At 47.5% G+C, this 16,586-nt stretch carries 15 protein-coding genes and 1 pseudogene; 1 reads left to right on the forward strand and 15 read right to left on the reverse strand.

Annotation, left to right across the window (positions count from 1 at the left end):
* Window positions 1-1,063: 1,063 nt before the first annotated feature.
* The 8 genes from V8Q34_RS24970 to V8Q34_RS25005 all read right to left on the reverse strand — a co-directional run bounded on the left by V8Q34_RS24970 (window position 1,064) and on the right by V8Q34_RS25005 (window position 10,192).
* The gene (locus V8Q34_RS24970; protein ID WP_118743636.1) at window positions 1,064-2,731 is read right to left on the reverse strand and encodes a glycoside hydrolase family 13 protein; all 1,668 of its coding nucleotides are present in this window, start codon (window positions 2,729-2,731) and stop codon (window positions 1,064-1,066) included.
* Between the two features lie 20 nt (window positions 2,732-2,751).
* Window positions 2,752-3,582, reverse strand: a complete 831-nt coding sequence (locus V8Q34_RS24975) for a carbohydrate ABC transporter permease (RefSeq protein WP_181014557.1) — start codon at window positions 3,580-3,582, stop codon at window positions 2,752-2,754.
* A gap of 3 nt (window positions 3,583-3,585) precedes the next feature.
* Window positions 3,586-4,440 carry a carbohydrate ABC transporter permease gene (locus V8Q34_RS24980; RefSeq protein WP_118743637.1) on the reverse strand — a complete coding sequence of 285 codons (855 nt, stop codon included), beginning with the start codon at window positions 4,438-4,440 and terminating at the stop codon, window positions 3,586-3,588.
* An 11-nt stretch (window positions 4,441-4,451) separates the two neighbouring features.
* Window positions 4,452-5,672, reverse strand: coding sequence for an ABC transporter substrate-binding protein (locus V8Q34_RS24985; RefSeq protein WP_033143829.1), 1,221 nt, complete (start codon window positions 5,670-5,672; stop codon window positions 4,452-4,454).
* Between the two features lie 155 nt (window positions 5,673-5,827).
* A complete protein-coding gene (locus V8Q34_RS24990) occupies window positions 5,828-6,838 on the reverse strand; it encodes a LacI family DNA-binding transcriptional regulator (RefSeq protein WP_033143830.1) in 1,011 nt (336 codons plus the stop codon).
* A 13-nt stretch (window positions 6,839-6,851) separates the two neighbouring features.
* A complete protein-coding gene (locus tag V8Q34_RS24995; RefSeq protein ID WP_054353077.1) occupies window positions 6,852-7,538 on the reverse strand; it encodes a CvpA family protein in 687 nt (228 codons plus the stop codon).
* A gap of 108 nt (window positions 7,539-7,646) precedes the next feature.
* Window positions 7,647-8,810: a DUF5711 family protein gene (locus V8Q34_RS25000; RefSeq protein WP_335836530.1), complete on the reverse strand. Its 1,164-nt coding sequence runs from the start codon at window positions 8,808-8,810 to the stop codon at window positions 7,647-7,649.
* A 53-nt stretch (window positions 8,811-8,863) separates the two neighbouring features.
* Complete coding sequence (locus V8Q34_RS25005; protein WP_054353079.1) at window positions 8,864-10,192, reverse strand: LysM peptidoglycan-binding domain-containing protein; 1,329 nt, start codon at window positions 10,190-10,192, stop codon at window positions 8,864-8,866.
* Between the two features lie 164 nt (window positions 10,193-10,356).
* On the opposite strand from V8Q34_RS25005, the pseudogene yyaC reads away from it, so the two are divergent.
* A pseudogene (gene yyaC / locus V8Q34_RS25010) lies at window positions 10,357-10,878 on the forward strand (spore protease YyaC); the annotation flags it as partial.
* Between the two features lie 26 nt (window positions 10,879-10,904).
* Here yyaC and V8Q34_RS25015 read toward each other — a convergent pair.
* The 7 genes from V8Q34_RS25015 to V8Q34_RS25045 all read right to left on the reverse strand — a co-directional run bounded on the left by V8Q34_RS25015 (window position 10,905) and on the right by V8Q34_RS25045 (window position 16,583).
* Window positions 10,905-11,618: an HD domain-containing protein gene (locus V8Q34_RS25015; RefSeq protein WP_243107823.1), complete on the reverse strand. Its 714-nt coding sequence runs from the start codon at window positions 11,616-11,618 to the stop codon at window positions 10,905-10,907.
* Between the two features lie 140 nt (window positions 11,619-11,758).
* Window positions 11,759-12,697, reverse strand: a complete 939-nt coding sequence (locus V8Q34_RS25020; protein ID WP_033143836.1) for a transketolase family protein — start codon at window positions 12,695-12,697, stop codon at window positions 11,759-11,761.
* Window positions 12,685-13,524 (reverse strand): transketolase, encoded by an 840-nt coding sequence (locus tag V8Q34_RS25025; protein ID WP_033143837.1) that lies wholly within the window; start codon window positions 13,522-13,524, stop codon window positions 12,685-12,687. Before V8Q34_RS25025 ends, V8Q34_RS25020 begins: the two co-directional genes overlap by 13 nt.
* Before the next feature lie 71 nt (window positions 13,525-13,595).
* Entirely contained in the window at window positions 13,596-14,249 is a 654-nt protein-coding gene (fsa, locus tag V8Q34_RS25030) for a fructose-6-phosphate aldolase (RefSeq protein WP_033143838.1), read from the reverse strand.
* Between the two features lie 231 nt (window positions 14,250-14,480).
* On the reverse strand, window positions 14,481-15,587 hold the full coding sequence (locus V8Q34_RS25035; RefSeq protein WP_033143839.1) for a LacI family DNA-binding transcriptional regulator: 1,107 nt from the start codon (window positions 15,585-15,587) through the stop codon (window positions 14,481-14,483).
* Window positions 15,588-15,597: 10 nt separating this feature from the next.
* A complete protein-coding gene (gene recR / locus V8Q34_RS25040) occupies window positions 15,598-16,197 on the reverse strand; it encodes a recombination mediator RecR (protein ID WP_033143840.1) in 600 nt (199 codons plus the stop codon).
* 29 nt (window positions 16,198-16,226) lie between these two features.
* Window positions 16,227-16,583, reverse strand: coding sequence for a YbaB/EbfC family nucleoid-associated protein (locus tag V8Q34_RS25045; protein WP_033143841.1), 357 nt, complete (start codon window positions 16,581-16,583; stop codon window positions 16,227-16,229).
* Between the last annotated feature and the right edge of the window lie 3 nt (window positions 16,584-16,586).

Here is a 16,586-nt window from a genome sequence, read left to right on the forward strand (position 1 = left end):
CGAGCTTGTCAAGAACTTTTTTAACTTTTTTCAAAACTTTTTAATTAAATGTTTTGAAATCAGTAGCTTTCTGAAAACTAATGTTTCCAGCAGTTGTTGTCACTTTTTTCTCGCGACAGCTATAATAGATTATCACATCTTTCGCTGTCTGTCAACAACTTTTTCAAATTTCTTTGAAGTTGTTAACCATCTGTCTCAGCGGCAACTTTGATAGAATATCATATCTTCTATCTCTTGTCAACATATTTTTACTTTTATTTCTAAAACCAGTAAAAATAGCCACCGGAGCTCACCGGTAGGCTTTTATAATAGCATTATCTGTCAAATATGTCAATAACTAAACAACAATTTTTTCAGGTAATTTCCATGTTTTTCCACTCCATTCCATAATACTTCCTATTTTTCCAAAAAAGGAGTCAATTTACCTGTGGCTTGGCAGATACTCCGCCTTAATATCTGCCGCCAGGAATACTTTCTGCAGCCCCATCACTGTTCTTGTGACTGGATTGACCCGAAAAGAATGCCGATAATTCCAATCCCTTTCTCATGTTCGCTTCTGCAGAAACATCCGAATCAGAACCCAAGCTGCTATTCGAAAATCGAAAACTCGCATTGGCATCCACATTCCTCTTCTTATCATTGCTGTGCCCCTGTTCTTCTCCGTCTTCAAAACCGCCCCCCCTGGATACATCTAAAATTCAGATGTGCCCCTATGCTGCCGCATAAAAAGATGGTCACATGCATTCCCATATCGTATATGACGCCGATTTGCTGCCTATAATGAAACAGAAAGGCTATGGAGGTGTTATAAAGTAGAAATAACGTTCTGCACATGAACCTGCAGCTTTAACGCGTGCAAAGAGATATTTCAGCGTATGTTTATCTCTGCCTGCCAACGATGTATATGAGAATTGCTTTCGGCATGCTGTGCGCCACACTTTGCCGAAAGCAATTTTCAAACACACTCTGGGCTGTCCGGTGATATATAAAGAGCGGAGGTTCCGGCTGCGTATATGCACCGAAATCTCCGCTGTTCTGTCTGTATGGATTACAGATCCATCCCTTATTTTTCAATCACCAAAGCTTCATAAGGTCTCAGCCTGATGCTGTGGGCAGCTTCCTGCCCCTCATAGTTGCCGATCAGCACCTTTTTGCCCGCAAATTCTTCCGGCACACAGTAAACGGCTTCCTCTTCTGAGAAATTGCAGATAACAAGAAGCTTCTCATTGTCCAGACTGCGCGTATACACAAAAAGCTTTTCATCTTCCGGCATCAGCAGTTCATAATGGCCGTAGACAATGATCTCCTTTTCCCTTCTCAGGCGGATCAGTTCCTTATAATAGGAGAATACAGAATCTGCGCGTTTCACCTGCTCCTCCGCATTGATATCCTCATAGTTCGGGTTCACCCTCATCCAGGGAGTACCTGTGGAAAATCCTGCATTCACATCTGCGTTCCACTGCATGGGTGTTCTTGAGTTATCCCTGCTCTTATAACGCAGATACCGCATCATGGTCTCCCCGTCTATTTTACCGCTGTCCACATATTCGTGATATGCATTGATACTCTCAATGTCGCAGAAATCCTCTACTGTATTAAACTCCATATTTGTCATACCCAGTTCTTCGCCCTGGTACACATATGGGGTTCCCTGCATCATGTGCAGACAGGTAGCCAGCATTTTAGCAGAGACCTCGCGGTAACGCACACTGTCATTTCCAAATCTGGAAACGATTCTGGGCTGGTCATGATTGGACCAAAACAGACTGTTCCAGGCTGATCCCTCCAGTTCATTCTGCCATTTCGTTAGGTTTTCTTTCAGTTCTGTGAGCTTTATCTTTCTATCGCTCCATTTGGAAAATTCTCCGCCGTCCAGTCCCATATGTTCAAACTGGAATACCATACTTAACTCTGTACCTTTTTCTGAGGCATATTTCTTTGCTTCCTCAACAGTAACGCCGGCACACTCCCCAACGGTGAGCAGATCATATTTTGACAGTACCTTCCGGTTCATCTCCTGCAGATATTCGTGGACATGAGGGCCATTCTGTACATATGGGGACGCGTCTCCGTGGAGGCCGTCACGTACCTCCCCGTCAGGAAGCCCCTCTGCCTTGGAGATCATGCTGATAACATCCATACGGAAACCGTCAATGCCCTTCTGGCACCACCAGTTCATCATGGAAAATACTTCATCGCGCACTTTGGGGTTCTCCCAGTTCAGGTCCGGCTGCTTTTTGGAGAACATATGTAAATAGTACATATCTGTGTTTCCGTCATATTCCCAGGCAGGGCCATTGAAAACAGACCCCCAGTTATTTGGTTCTTTTCCGTCTTTTCCTTCACGCCAGATATAATAATCACGGTACGGATTATCCTTAGACTTTCTGCTCTCCATAAACCATGCGTGTTCATCCGAAGTATGGTTCACCACCAGGTCCATAACAATCTTGATACCCCTGGCGTGAGCTTCCTCCAGCATCCTGTCGAAATCCTCCATGGTACCGAATTCTTTCATGATTGCCTGATAGTCACTGATATCATAGCCATTGTCATCATTTGGTGACTGGTACACCGGGGAGAGCCAGATCACATTGATCCCCAGCTCCTTCAAATAATCCAGTTTACTTGTAATACCATTGATATCTCCGATTCCGTCTCCGTTGCTGTCGCAGAAGCTCCTGGGATATACCTGATAAACTACACTTTCTTTCCACCATGCTTTTTTCATTATTCAGTCTCCTTTTTATTTTATGCTTTCACTGCACCGTTGGTAACACCGCTGATAACCTGTTTCTGCGCAAAGAGATAGAAGATCACAATGGGCAGAAGGGCCAGCAGGTATGACGCAAAGGCCAGGCTGTAGTCGGTTGCAAATTCGCCCTTGAACACATACTGCGCAAGCTGCAGCGTCTGGTTCTTCTGGTCGCTGATGATGACCAGGGGCATGGTAAAGTCATTCCAGCACCACAGGAAGGTAAGGATTGCCACTGTGGCATTCATGGGCTTCAGGGTTGGGAAAATGACCTTGTAAAACATCTGGAAGGTATTGGCACCGTCAATGGTCGCCGCTTCATCAAGCGCCGTTGGAATGGACTTGATATAGCCGGAATACAGGAAAATATTCATGGGAAGGCCCATGACAATGTACAGTATGATCAGCCCCGGCACATTATCCATATGGAAAAAGCTCACCTGCTTAACCAGCGGCAGCATGATAATATTAAACGGAATAAACATGGCACTGATCAGGAAATAGTAAATAAAATCATATAACTTCCTGCCCCTGTTCCTTGTAATGGCAAACGCCATAAAGGAGTTTGTCACAATGGTCCCGGCAACTGATACCACTGTAATGATCAGTGTATTTCTAAATGTAACGAAAAAATTTGTCTTCTCAATAGCTGTCAGAAAGTTCTCAAAATGCAGCTTGTTGGGGAATGCCAGCACAGACTGGGCAATCTGCTCCGGTGTTTTCAGAGCGATGACTACTGTGATATAGAGCGGAAACAGAATCGTAACCGCCGCAAGCGCAAACAGAACGATTGTGAGTATGGTACTGCTTTTCTTGTTCTTCAACATATCTTACGCCTCCCTCTTCTCTAAAACTCTTGTCTGGAACAGTGAAATCACAGCTATGACAATGAAGAAAATCACCGCATTGGCTGACTGGTATGCATACTGGGCACCTGAAAATCCCTGTTTGTAAATAAGCACGGAAATGGACTGTGTGGAGGTACCCGGCCCGCCGTTTGTCATGGCGATGATCTGGTCAAATACCATGAGGAAGTTCTTCACACAGAGTACCATGTTGATGGTGAAAAACGGTGCGATCAGCGGGAAAGTCATCTTCCAGAAGGTCGTCCATCTGCCTGCCCCGTCAATGCTGCTGGCCTCATAGATATCTGTGTCGACCGTCTGCAGTCCTGACATATAGATGATGGTATTAAAGGCCACTGCCTGCCATACACCTACCACCAGAATACCGACCCAGGCCAGATTCTCCTGCCCCAGAATATTACTGCTCAAAAATCCGATTCCCATCTTCTGTCCCAGATCCGGCAGAACATTGGAGAAAATAAAGTTAAATACAAAGCTGACGATCAGTGCACTGAGCATATAAGGAAGGAAATATATGGCCTTCAGTGCATTCTTGCATTTAATTTTCGCATTGAGCGCAAGTGCCAGCAAAAGGCTTATGATATTGACCAGGATGGTTGCACAGATGGCGTATTTAAAGGTAAACTTGTAGGCATCTCCGATAGCCTCGTCCCCCCACAGTTTCAGATAGTTGGTAAGACCTACGAAATCCCAGGTTCCGTACCCCTTCCAGTCTGTAAAGCTGTAGAAAATTCCTTTTAAAAAGGAAAATGTGTGAAAGGTGAAAAACAGTACCAGCATTGGTATGATGATCACCATATAAGCTCTGTTCTTTTTCATGATTCATCCCCCTAAAAACTGTTGTATTTGTCGTATTCTTTATCCAGTTTCTTTAAAAATTCTTCCACATCTCCCTGCTTGCTCACAAAGGTCTGCAGTGTCACCGTAAAATCAAAGCCGGTGGGGTAATAATGGTCCGCGAAATCTCCGATATTTCCCTGAGCGAATTTCTCTGCGACACCTGCCACGCTTGCATTATCCTGCACTACCGTGTCCACAGAGGGAAATGCAAACTGATCTTCAATATATGCCTTTACTTTGTCATCCCGGAAGATAAAGCTTATGAAATCTTTCGCCAGCTCTTCCTCCTTGGTTTCCTTATAGATGGTCGGCATTACATCAATACCGGAAATAATGGCGTTTTTGCTCTCATCGTTTGTGACCGGAAGGGCAAACATGTCCAGATTCACATCAGGATTGGCTTTCTGGATATTGGGTATCGCCCAGTTTCCCTGGAACATCATGGCTGCCTTGCCGTTGGCAAAGTCAATATTTCCGTCATCATAGCCCTTACCCAGAAGGTCCTTCTGTCCGTACCCGGTGAGTGTCAGAATCTTCTCAGCCGCCTCCTCGTGAGTACCCAGAAATGTGGTCTTTCCCTCTCTTCTGTCCAGGAAAAAGTCCATTCCCGCCAGGTCATATGTCATAGGGATCCACAGCGGGCCGCCTGTCCAGGAATCCTTTAAAGTGAAATAAAAGGGCTGGATTCCCGCGCTTTCAAGCTTTTCACACACATCCATCAGCTCATCCCAGGTCTCGGGGATCTCAAGCCCCTGTTCCTTGAAAATATCCACATTGTAGATGATCCCCTCTGCGTTTGTGGCATAGGGCAGACCATAGAGCTTTTCCTCCTGGTCAGGATTCAGGTTATAGACCTGCTCTTTGTAGGCATCCTTGATCCGGTCAGCCTCTTCCATATCACTTAGATCCATGAGGATTTCCGCCTCGGACATATCACGGAAAGTCATGTCTCCTCCCATGAAAATAATGTCCGGCACACGGTTCTTGGTAAGCTTGGTCCTAAGCACAGTGGACGCGTCCGGCGGAGAGTTGAATTCAATGGTCACATCAGGGTGTTCCTGTGTGTATTCATCAATAAAAGACTGCAGAATCGCCTGATTCTCCATCTTGGTAGAGAAAATTTCCAGGTGGTTTTCTTCCTTCTGTCCGCAGCCTGTCATCAGCAGAGCACAGCCCGCAAGAGCGGCAGCGGCTAACAATCTGTTTTTCATATGTTTCTCCTTTCACTCAGCAAAAACAAAAGACGTTTTGCGCAAAACCTTTTCTATCTGTCACAAATTATAGCAACAAGACGGAAACAGTACAATAGGTTTTGCGCAAAACGTCTTTTTAGACAACTGGCATATACTTTTTTTGTAGAATTTTACTATAAGGGCTTTTGTTTCACGGAATCCCGGACCACAACCTCCACGGGAAGCCTCTCCTGCCCCTTAAATTCCTCCTCCTGAATCAGGCATATCAGCCTTTTTACAGCCTCCTGGCCCTTCTTCATGATATTCTGCCGGACAGTGGTTATCTCCGGTCTGCAGATCTCCGCATAGGGGCTGTCGTCAAATCCGGCCACAGACACATCCCCCGGAATATCCACACCCTTGTCCTGGAGGAAATGAATGGCCTCCAGAGCATAAAAATCAGATGCAAAAAAGAGCACATCACGGCTCTTTAAATCCTCCAGGCTGTCTTCCAGCCACGCTTTCCGCAGTTCCCGGTTCTCCGGCATGATTCTGCGCCCTGCCGCGGCGCCTTCTGCCCCGTGCTCTTCCACTGCCTTTTGAACGCCCAGCCAACGCTCATGATCCACGCCCACATCATTGTCTGCAAGGAAGAGGATATTCTTATGTCCCTGTTCTGCCAGGAATTTCCCCATGGCATACCCCCCTTCAAAGTCCTGCAGGCCGATGTTGGCAACCTTTTTCTCCCCGTAATAATTGTCAATGCTCACAAGAGGGATCTGGCACTTCTCACTTAACTCCAGGTTCTCCTCTGAGGACAGGCCCAGAGTGATCAGCCCCTCCACTTTCCAGGTGGCAGCCAGTTTCCAGCTTTCCTCCTGGGAATTTGCCAGATGGAAAAGCATATAATAATTCTGTCTGTATATCTCCAGTTCCAGAGAGTTGAGGATAACGCTGGTAAAAGGGTCAGAGGCAATGCTTCTGCGCTTTCCTTCCCGCTCCCCGATCAGCACGCCTATGAGCCTGGAACGGTTCTCCGCCAGCATAAGGGCACTCATACTTGGAATGTACTGGTTTTTTTCCAGAATCCTCTGAATCTTATCAATATTGGCTTTGGAAACTTTTTTCGTATTTCCGTGAATAACATTGGAGACTGTGGTTGGGCTCACCCCGGCCTCTTTTGCAATATCCTTTATCCTGACCATATGTAAAACTCCTTTATATTTTCAAAAATCCTGACACGAATTTGAGAAGCAGATTGGAATCGTAGAGCCATTTTGTAATGGGATTCTCCTTTGCCATCTCCACGGCTGTCCGTCCCCAGTCAGTGCTCCAGAACAGGGTGATCACCAGGAAGAACACCCATACAATGAGAAGCCCCTGCACACATCCGGCAGCCGCTCCGGCCGTGCGGTTTAACAGGCTCAGCACCGGCAGGCTGAAAATGCTGTCAAGAGCTGCCACCGCAAACCGCAGGATCAGGGACACCACAAAAAACGTGACCAGAAAGGACAGGCTGTTGACGATCATATGGGCAATGGAGGCGGAGAGATAACCGGCAAAGGCGTCTGCCAGTGAATCCCCGTAGGATCCCCCGCTCTCCTTTAACATACTTTTTATACTCTCCGGGAGAGGAAGTTCTTCAATGAACGCGGTCTGACTCTGTTCCCCAAGTTCTCCCTCCAGCCCTGCGGCTATGGATTCACTGCATTTTTCCTCGATCGTGTCATAGATCGGTGTCTTCTCTTCCACAAAATCCACCACATAGGGGTTCAGGAAATAAACCAGCACCATGCTCACAAGAATAGAGAACATAGCTGCAATCGTCCTGATAAACCCTCTGCGTATACCATTCATAATACATAGAACAAATACGGCAAGTACAATAATATTAAGCCAATTCATAATTTTCTCCTGTGTAAATCTTTAAGATAAACGATGGTTACTTTTCACTGCATGCCCGGCAACAAACGAAGCTGCCGCGTAACCGCCGGCAGCTCCACATTATTTCTGCTATTTTAATTTAATTGTCTTGATGCCATTCTCAGACACGAGAATGTAGCGGTTGGAGCCGATTTTAAAAATATCTTTGATGACACCCTCATCCATATTTCCATTGAACTTCTCGATTCCGCTGAGGGAATACATGGATACCTGGCTGTCATTGTTCATGATGATCATATCATCGCTGATGCGGATATTCTTATATTCCATATTGAAGCTGCGGCTGAACTTTTCTTTTCCGGTAAGGTCATACAATGTCATGGTGTATTTGTCGTCCTTGCCATCACTTTTGAAAACAAGTCCCACATATTTGTCATTGAAGAATGTGCTGACTATGTCTGTTTTAATCTTCTTATTCGTCTTCTCCCTGGGAACGCTGCTCCCCTCGTATATGGAGAAACCGTCATCCCTGAAAGCTGCTGAAACGCCGCCTTCCAAATATACTACCTGGGGAACCACCACGCCCTCATATGTAAATCCGGCGACTATATTGTCAATCTCACCCTGCCCTTCGTCCCCGAAATTATAAAAAGCCACGTAGCTGGTCGTCTGCCCGTTCTCCACATAGAGATAGGAGATCATGATCAGCTTTCCGTCAGGGGAAACTGCCAAATCCACCGGATATCCGGGGCTGTCTATTCTGGTCTGGTTTTCTGCGATCAGGCTGCCGTCCGTGGCATAGAAATCAATCCATGTCTTCTCTCCATCCCGGAGAATAGCTGCCACCACACCGCTCTGGGCCACCCTTGCCTTTAGAATGGGCATGCTGGTCTCCACAGCTCCCACAGGGGCGTCCTTCTTGAAAATATACATCAGCGTGCCTTCCTTGTCCGCCACAACCGCTGTCTCATCCCGGACATCCGCCACAGGGTCTGTCATCTCATAGCTCTGCTTCCAGACTGTCTCCTGCTTCTGATTCAGCAGGGACGCACCGTCTGACGCGTACTTGAGAACACAGTCCCCCAGCTTTACATATCCGGCTGACTGCACGTCCTCGTTCTTGGCTGAGGACAGTACGGAATACTTGTGATAAGTCCTGCGCTGTATCACCACTACAGCGATAATAATAACTGCTATGACCACCAGGGCAGCGATCAGTATGCGTTTTAACTGCTGTCGTCTGCGCCTGCGGGATTTCTTTTTTCTTTTTTCGTTTGTCTTATTGTCTTCCATTCACTCTTCCTTATCGAATCTGTAACTGTTTTCGGCTATTATAGCACAAAATTCTACGGGAGTAAAATTTTTTGTCCCGGGAAAATAAAATCTTCCGGTGACAGGCCGTTCAGCGCACAGATTTCCTTGATCTTAGAGCTGTTGCCATAATATCTCATGCTGATACTTGTTATGGTGTCGCCCTCGTGAATGGTGTAGGACTGGTGTGTGGAGCCTGCTGTCTGGCCGGAATCCCCGTCATCGCTGTCCTTCGCATCGGCAGGACTGTTTTTGCTGTCATCCTCTGCATCTGTCCCTGATGCATCGCTGCCGCTGTCCGTCTTTTTCTCTGAAGCTCCGTCATCAGCATCCGGATCCTTTGCATCGTCTTTTTTTCCGTCTGTATCCTTCTGTCCATCAGAAGTTCCATCCGATGATTCGGAGGTGGCTGCCCCGTCTGTGCCGGCATCGGTTTCTTCGGTGTCTGTTCCCGCCGCCTCCCCGTCTGCCGCATCCTGACTGTCCTTTTTCCGGTTCTCGGATACCAGTCCATTGACCGGTTTTGTCTCCACAAGCTCCTTGCCGCTGTTCTTATCATCCAGCTTTGAGATGACTGTCTCTGTCTTTTTCAGCTTGTGATAATCATTTAAGTACAGGACTCCCACAGCCAGCACAGCCACCATCATGCACACGCTGGCAGTCCGGAACACGGAGGTGTTCTTTGTCTGCTTTTTGCCCTCAGACTTTGTCTCCACCTTTTTCCGGAATGTCTTCACCGCCTGGTCACTGACCTGTTCACTTTTCGTCTCGGCCTTGTCATTCTGGGCCACGAGGAAATTCTGCATGGGCTCATTTTTTTCATAATAGATATAAAAGCCCGGCTGTCTGGACAGTTCTCCGTCCTCATATCGGTAAAATGCTTCTTCTTTTTCAAGGGGTTCCATCACCATGAGCACCTTGTCATTGCCGCCGAAATGATCCAGATGGGTCCGGCAGATGACTTCGTGAAGCTCCATGGAGCATCCGGGAATGGACAGATACCATCCCACAATTTCCTGATCCGGAAAATATTCCTTGTTCTTCTCATACACGTGGTTCCAGATTTCCCTGGTAAAGGAAAGGTGTTCTTCAGTAATTTCCATGTCAGGAAGTACAACAGCGCTTTTCACAAAAAGGTAGGAAATACCGTCTTTCCAGTTGGCCTGTCCCAGAAGAATTGCAGCTTTTCCTTTTGAAGAATTCCCGGAAGAGATTCTACAAAGGTAAGTGTACGCATAATCTTCTATATAGATTTTTTGTGTTTCGTTGACTTCTCCTATCTGGCGTATGTTGTTGGGGATGCGGAAGAATCCTTCGTTTCCCTCAGGCTTTTGTTTTTCTTTTTCGTAGACTATTTCTATCATAAAGATTCACCCCTTTGGGCAACAGGATAGCACGGATCTTCTGCGAAATTTAGCGGATTAAGAAAGGTACATGCCTTTTTTTAACGACAAACATCCCGTTAAAAAGACAGGATAAAGAGAGGTAAAAACGGACAAAATAGGGGAAAGAAAGGATGGATAAAAATATGGACACACACCTTGATACGCCCGTTTACTATATTGAAGGCCGCACAGACAGAGCCGGCAACAAGATCGGCTCTCTGCTTACCGAACTATACGCCAAATCCGACAGCAATTTTGAAGAACTTGTCTTCCTCTGTATTGGAAGCGACCGCATCACCGGCGACAGCCTTGGACCTCTCATAGGCCACCGCCTGGCAAAAGAACATCTGAACCGCTGCTGTATATACGGCACCCTTGCCAATCCTGTCCATGCCCTGAACCTCCAGGAGACCGTGGAATCTGTAAAAAAAGAACACCCCAACAGCCTGACCGTGGCCATTGACGCCTCCCTCGGCTCTAAAAAGCACCAGGGCTTTGTCACAGTGGGACAAGGTTCTCTGGAACCGGGCCTGGGCGTAAAAAAGAAACTGCCCCCGGTAGGTGACATATCCATTACGGGCATTGTCAACCTGTCGGGAGCATTTGAGCATTTTCTTCTGCAGACAACACGCCTGTCCACAGTCATGGAGCTGGCGGATGCCATCGTCTCAGGGATTCTGGTCGCACACCGTCAATACTTCGGCACACGCCGCCCTTCTCTTCTCGCCTTCTTCCATCCGGAGGAGGAACGCCGGCGCAGCTTGACGAAATTGACTCCGCTGTCCGCGGAATCCGCTGCTGCCAGACCAAAGGGGAGCTGATAATCCTGGTAATGGTAATCCTCCCCAAACACCTTTTTCATCAGCCGCACTGCCATATAATAAATCCCCCTTGGGAACCAGGCACGGTAGTAATACCTGCCGATCTCACAGGTTCCGCAGTATTTATCCGTCAGGGTAATGATCCATGTCTCTCTGTGCATGGGCGGAACCGGGGTCACCGGAAACATGTGCTTGAGAATCATCTCTTCTTCCAGCTTGTTGAGCCGGAAGTATTTTTTTGCATTATGCAGAGCTGTGTGGGGATGGGTCATGGCGTGGACCGGGTCACCGGTCTTCTTCCTGTGCCCTCTCCAGTCATACAGGAACAGATCGTGCAGCATTCCTGCTCTGGCCGCTGACCTGGCATCCAGGCCGAAGAACTTACAGATACGGAAATTATAGTAGGCCACATTCAGGCAGTGCTGGTAGCAGCTTGTCTCACAGTGATGCGGATACTCCTTCATCCTGAGCACATAAGGATGATGTACCAGATCCTTTATGCACTCATAAAACTCTTCATTCCCCTCATCCTTCACTGTACTCACACGGGAATGCTTTCTTCTGAACAACCCCTTACGCTTCATATCTGTCATGCTCCTTTATGTCCTTAGAAAAAGGGATGCCGCCTGTTGGTGACATCCCTCACTTTAACCAGGTTTCTAACCTGATTTTAAAACATATGTTATTTTTTGTAAAGGCCTATACAAGTACCTGCATATCTCTCTTATACAAATGCTTTTACTTTGGCATAGATACCGTTTGCGTCAATGCCGTATTTTTCCAGCAGCTTCACTGCAGGGCCTGATTCACCGAATACATCATTGATACCGATTCTCAGCATTTTTGTCGGCGCTTTCTCGCTCAGGACTTCTGCAACAGCTCCGCCCAGACCTCCGATCACGGAATGCTCCTCAACGGTAACCACTTTGCCGGTCTCCTTTGCTGCCTTCACAACCAGCTCCTCATCCAGAGGTTTGATGGTGTGGATATTGACCACTTTGGCGTCGATTCCGTCTGCAGCCAGTTTATCTGCGGCAGCCAGAGTCTCACTTACACAGAGACCTGTGGCAAAAATAGTCACATCCTTGCCTTCTCTCAAAACAATACCTTTTCCGATCTCAAATTTATAATCCGGTTTGTCATTGATCACCGGAACAGCGAGACGCCCGAATCTGAGGTATACAGGGCCTTCATGCTGGTAAGCAGCTTCAACTGCCGCTTTTGCCTCAACATCATCGGAAGGGTTTAAGATAACCATTCCCGGAATTGTGCGCATCAGAGCCATATCCTCGTTGCACTGATGGGTGGCGCCGTCCTCACCTACGGAAATACCTGCATGGGTCGCGCCGATCTTTACATTCAGATGAGGATATCCGATGGAGTTGCGCACCTGCTCGTAGGCACGTCCGGCAGCAAACATGGCAAATGTGCTGGCAAAAGGAACTTTTCCGGTGGTGGACATACCTGCCGCAATACCCATCATATCACACTCTGCGATACCGCAGTCAATGTGACGTTCCGGAAATGCTTTCTGGAAGGTACCGGTCTTGGTTGCACCTGCCAGGTCCGCGTCCAGAACTACCAGGTTGTCGTATTTCTTTCCTAATTCTACTAATGCATTTCCATAGCTTTCTCTGGTTGCGATCTTCTTTACTTCTGACATAATGCTTCACCTGCCTTTTCCAAATCTGCCATAGCGATTTCATATTCTGCATCATTCGGAGCTTTTCCGTGCCATCCGGCTTCATTTTCCATGAAGGAAACGCCTTTGCCCTTCACTGTTTTCATGATAATGGCAGTGGGCATTCCCTTTGTCTCTCTGGCCTCTTTAAAAGCTGCCTCAAGCTGGTCAAAGTCGTTGCCGTCTGCCACGTTGATCACGTGGAAGTTGAAGGCTTCAAATTTCTTGTCAATGGGGTACGGAGAACAAACATCTTCAATGCTTCCGTCAATCTGAAGTCCGTTGTTGTCCACGATCACTACCAGATTGTCCAGTTTTCTGAATCCGGCAAACATAGATGCCTCCCAGACCTGGCCTTCCTGAATCTCGCCGTCGCCCAGCAGGGTGTAAACACGGTAATCCGCGCCGTCCATCTTAGCGGACAATGCCATTCCGACTGCTGCGGAGATACCCTGTCCCAGGGAACCGCTGGACATATCAACGCCCGGGATATGTTTCATATCCGGATGTCCCTGCAGATAAGAGCCGAGATGACGCAGAGTTTTCAAATCCTCTGTGGGGAAATATCCTCTCTGTGCCAGAGTGGAATAAAGGCCCGGTGCTGTATGTCCTTTTGAGAGGACAAAACGGTCACGGTCTGCCTTCTTCGGCTCTTTCGGGTCAATATTCATTTCCTGGAAATACAGATACGTAAATAAATCTGCTGCTGATAATGAGCCGCCCGGATGTCCGGCTTTTGCGGAATGAACAGCAGTCACGATGCCTTTGCGGACTTCGTTAGCTGTCTTCTGAAGTTCTAACTTGTTCATTTCTTCCTCCTGATGGTTTGTTCTGTGAACGGGAGCCTGTCCGGCATCCCGTCTGCCTCTATACAGTTCTATTATTCGCCGAAAACTGCAATATAATCTTTCTGGAATTTCTCAATACCCTGGTCTGTCAGAGGATGTTTTGTCATCTGCTCCAGAACCTTGTAAGGTACAGTCGCAATATCCGCGCCTGCCAGAGCACACTCTGTCACGTGCATCGGATGGCGTACGCTTGCTGCAATGATCTCTGTGTCAATGCCTGCAACCTGGAAGATCTCTACAATCTCACGGATCAGATCTGTTCCGCATACAGAGATGTCATCCAGTCTGCCCAGGAACGGGGAAACATAGGTTGCGCCTGCTCTTGCTGCCAGCAGTGCCTGGTTGGATGTAAATACCAGTGTAACGTTGGTTTTGATACCTTCTGCGTTCAGAACTTTAACTGCCTTTAATCCCTCTGTTGTCATTGGGATCTTAACGATCATGTTCGGATGGATAGCTGCGATCTCGCGGCCCTCTTTGATCATGCCTTCTGCATCTGTTGTGGTGGCTTTCACCTCACCGCTGATCGGTCCGTCTACGATGGAAGTGATCTCTTTGATAACCTCATTGAAGTCACGTCCCTCTTTTGCGATCAGGGATGGGTTTGTGGTCACTCCACAGATGATTCCCATGTCATTTGCCTTGCGGATGTCTTCTACATTTGCAGTGTCGATAAAAAATCTCATAATTTTTTCCTCCCGTTCAAAACCTTTGCTTTGTCATTTGATACACTCAGTTTACCCCATAAAACATACCTTCGCAAGAGCTATCGATTTTATAAATAATTTAACCTATTAATAAACCGGATTTTTATTAACTATTTTCGGCAGTTTTATAAAATCCCTTTTGCCCAATCCTATAATTTTCAGGATTTTGTCTTTATTTTATTACTAATAATAAAATGGATTTCATTTAATTTATTTTGTTTTTTTCTTCTTTTTCTGCTTTTGTTTTACATAACCTGTGGTCTTGCGTACAATCAGCTTCGGTTCATACTCAATATGATAGATGCTGGTGGGCTCACTGTCAGAATATGTATTCATGAAGGATTCAATCTTGCGCATGATAATATCGCAGGCATCCCGCCCTTTCAGAGGTACAAAGTGCTCTATGGTGGTGAGGGACATATGTGACATACCGGAAAATATGATGTTGTCGCAGCCAAGTACAGACACATCACCGGGAATCTTATATTTTTCTTCCTGGAGGGCATCCATGATGCCAAAGGCCATCATGTCGTTCAGTCCCGCAAACGCGGTCACTTTCCTCGGCCCCGCCAGAATTTCCTTTGTCAGGTTATATCCCATCCGGTATTCCGAGTCAATGCTTGGGAGCTGGTCATCCAGGGCGTCATCCGCCGCTTTGATGATCACATGGCCGCCCAGGCCCTCCTTCTCATACTCCTCCACAAATCCTGCCACACGTTTGGAGCGCTGCTGCTGCCTTTTTGTAAGCGGCGGCGCGATAAACGCCACGTCCCGGTGGCCCAGATCCAGCAGATGCCTGGCCATAAGGCTGCCCACCTTAGTATTGTCCTGGTTGATGGCATCTACTTCCACACGTTCCCTGTTGCTTATGATGACCAGCGGAATCTTCTTCGCCAGCTCCTCCACCTGCTGCATGTACACAGGACTTGGGTTGAAGGTGTAGATGATGCCCGCCGGGATAACCGTGTGCATCATCTTCAGGTACTGCTCCTCCAGCTTCAGCTCCCTCTGTGTGTCACAGGTGAAGACCGCATATCCCTTTTCCTTGGCTACTTTTTCAATTCCCTGCAGAAGCATGACATAATAAGGGTTGGTAAGGGTGGGGCAGAAGACTATGATCAGCCTGCTGTTACCGGCATCCTTTCTCGGACGTCTCTTCGGTATGTTGTATCCCATTTCCCGGGCAGCCTGCTCCACCTTCTGTATCGTCTCTTTCGAGAAGGAAACATTGTACTTTTTATTCAGCACCATGGATACCGTTGCCTGGGATACTCCCGCTGCTTTCGCGATATCCGTGGACGTCACTTTCTTCTTCATGTTAAAGCTCCTATAGTTCTACCCTTCCCTCCAGCGCACGAAGAAGGGTAACTTCATCAATATATTCCAGATCGCCGCCCACAGGAACCCCGCTGGCGATACGGCTCACCCGGATACCGGTAGGCTTCACCAGTTTGCTGATGTACATGGCGGTGGTCTCTCCTTCCAGGCTGGAATTGGTGGCGATGATCACCTCCTCAATATCATCCTGGGAAAGGCGCTGCATCAGTTCCTTTAACTTAATGTCATCCGGACCGATGCCCAGCATGGGAGAAATCGCGCCGTGCAGCACGTGATACACACCGTCATATTTTCCGGTCTTCTCGTATGCTGCCAGGTCCCTGGTATTCTCCACCACCATGATGACCTTCCTGTTTCTTCTGGGGTTATTGCAGATCGGGCAGATTTCCTGGTCTGTCAGGGTGTAGCAGTTCTTACAATACTGTACATTGGCCTTGGCATTCACAATGGACGCGGAAAGCTGCTCCACCTGGTCCTTTGGCATATTCAGAATGTGGAATGCCAGGCGCTGGGCAGATTTTGCCCCAATGCCCGGCAGACGGGAAAGCTGCTCAATTAATTTGTTGATATGACTGCTGTAGTATTCCAATATTTTTCACCTCTGCGGTATACGGCCGCTTAGAACGGGAATCCGCCGCCAAGGCCTCCAAGCCCGCCTGTGAGCTTAGACATAAGCGCCGCTGACTCCTCTTCCATCTTGCGGAGCGCCTCATTGGTAGCTGCCATAATAAGGTCCTCCAGCATTTCAATATCATCCGGGTCAACCACTTCCTCAGCCAGCTTCACCTTTGTGATCTCCTTCTTGCCGGAGACGGTCACTTCAACGGCTCCGCCGCCTGCTGTGGCGGTAAATTCCTTCTCCTCCAGTGCCTTCTGGTTTTCCTCTGCCTGACGCTGCATCTTCTGCGCCTGCTTCATCAGATTATTCATGTTTCCGGGCATTCCCATTCCCGGAAATCCTCCTTTTTTAGCCATATT

The sequence above is a fragment of the Blautia sp. JLR.GB0024 genome (assembly GCF_037000545.1).
GTDB lineage: Bacteria > Bacillota > Clostridia > Lachnospirales > Lachnospiraceae > Blautia > Blautia celeris.

Excerpts from the sequence above, each read along its gene's own strand:
- V8Q34_RS25025 (WP_033143837.1), bottom strand. The coding sequence starts at position 13,524 with ATGAACAAGTTAGAACTTCAGAAGACAGCTAACGAAGTCCGCAAAGGC.
- V8Q34_RS25035 (WP_033143839.1), bottom strand. The coding sequence starts at position 15,587 with ATGAAGAAGAAAGTGACGTCCACGGATATCGCGAAAGCAGCGGGAGTA.
- fsa (WP_033143838.1), bottom strand. The coding sequence starts at position 14,249 with ATGAGATTTTTTATCGACACTGCAAATGTAGAAGACATCCGCAAGGCA.
- V8Q34_RS24980 (WP_118743637.1), bottom strand. The coding sequence starts at position 4,440 with ATGAAAAAGAACAGAGCTTATATGGTGATCATCATACCAATGCTGGTA.
- V8Q34_RS24975 (WP_181014557.1), bottom strand. The coding sequence starts at position 3,582 with ATGTTGAAGAACAAGAAAAGCAGTACCATACTCACAATCGTTCTGTTT.
- V8Q34_RS25000 (WP_335836530.1), bottom strand. The coding sequence starts at position 8,810 with ATGGAAGACAATAAGACAAACGAAAAAAGAAAAAAGAAATCCCGCAGG.
- V8Q34_RS24990 (WP_033143830.1), bottom strand. The coding sequence starts at position 6,838 with ATGGTCAGGATAAAGGATATTGCAAAAGAGGCCGGGGTGAGCCCAACC.
- V8Q34_RS24995 (WP_054353077.1), bottom strand. The coding sequence starts at position 7,538 with ATGAATTGGCTTAATATTATTGTACTTGCCGTATTTGTTCTATGTATT.
- V8Q34_RS25015 (WP_243107823.1), bottom strand. The coding sequence starts at position 11,618 with ATGAAGCGTAAGGGGTTGTTCAGAAGAAAGCATTCCCGTGTGAGTACA.
- V8Q34_RS24970 (WP_118743636.1), bottom strand. The coding sequence starts at position 2,731 with ATGAAAAAAGCATGGTGGAAAGAAAGTGTAGTTTATCAGGTATATCCC.
- V8Q34_RS25045 (WP_033143841.1), bottom strand. The coding sequence starts at position 16,583 with ATGGCTAAAAAAGGAGGATTTCCGGGAATGGGAATGCCCGGAAACATG.
- V8Q34_RS25020 (WP_033143836.1), bottom strand. The coding sequence starts at position 12,697 with ATGTCAGAAGTAAAGAAGATCGCAACCAGAGAAAGCTATGGAAATGCA.
- V8Q34_RS25005 (WP_054353079.1), bottom strand. The coding sequence starts at position 10,192 with ATGATAGAAATAGTCTACGAAAAAGAAAAACAAAAGCCTGAGGGAAAC.
- V8Q34_RS24985 (WP_033143829.1), bottom strand. The coding sequence starts at position 5,672 with ATGAAAAACAGATTGTTAGCCGCTGCCGCTCTTGCGGGCTGTGCTCTG.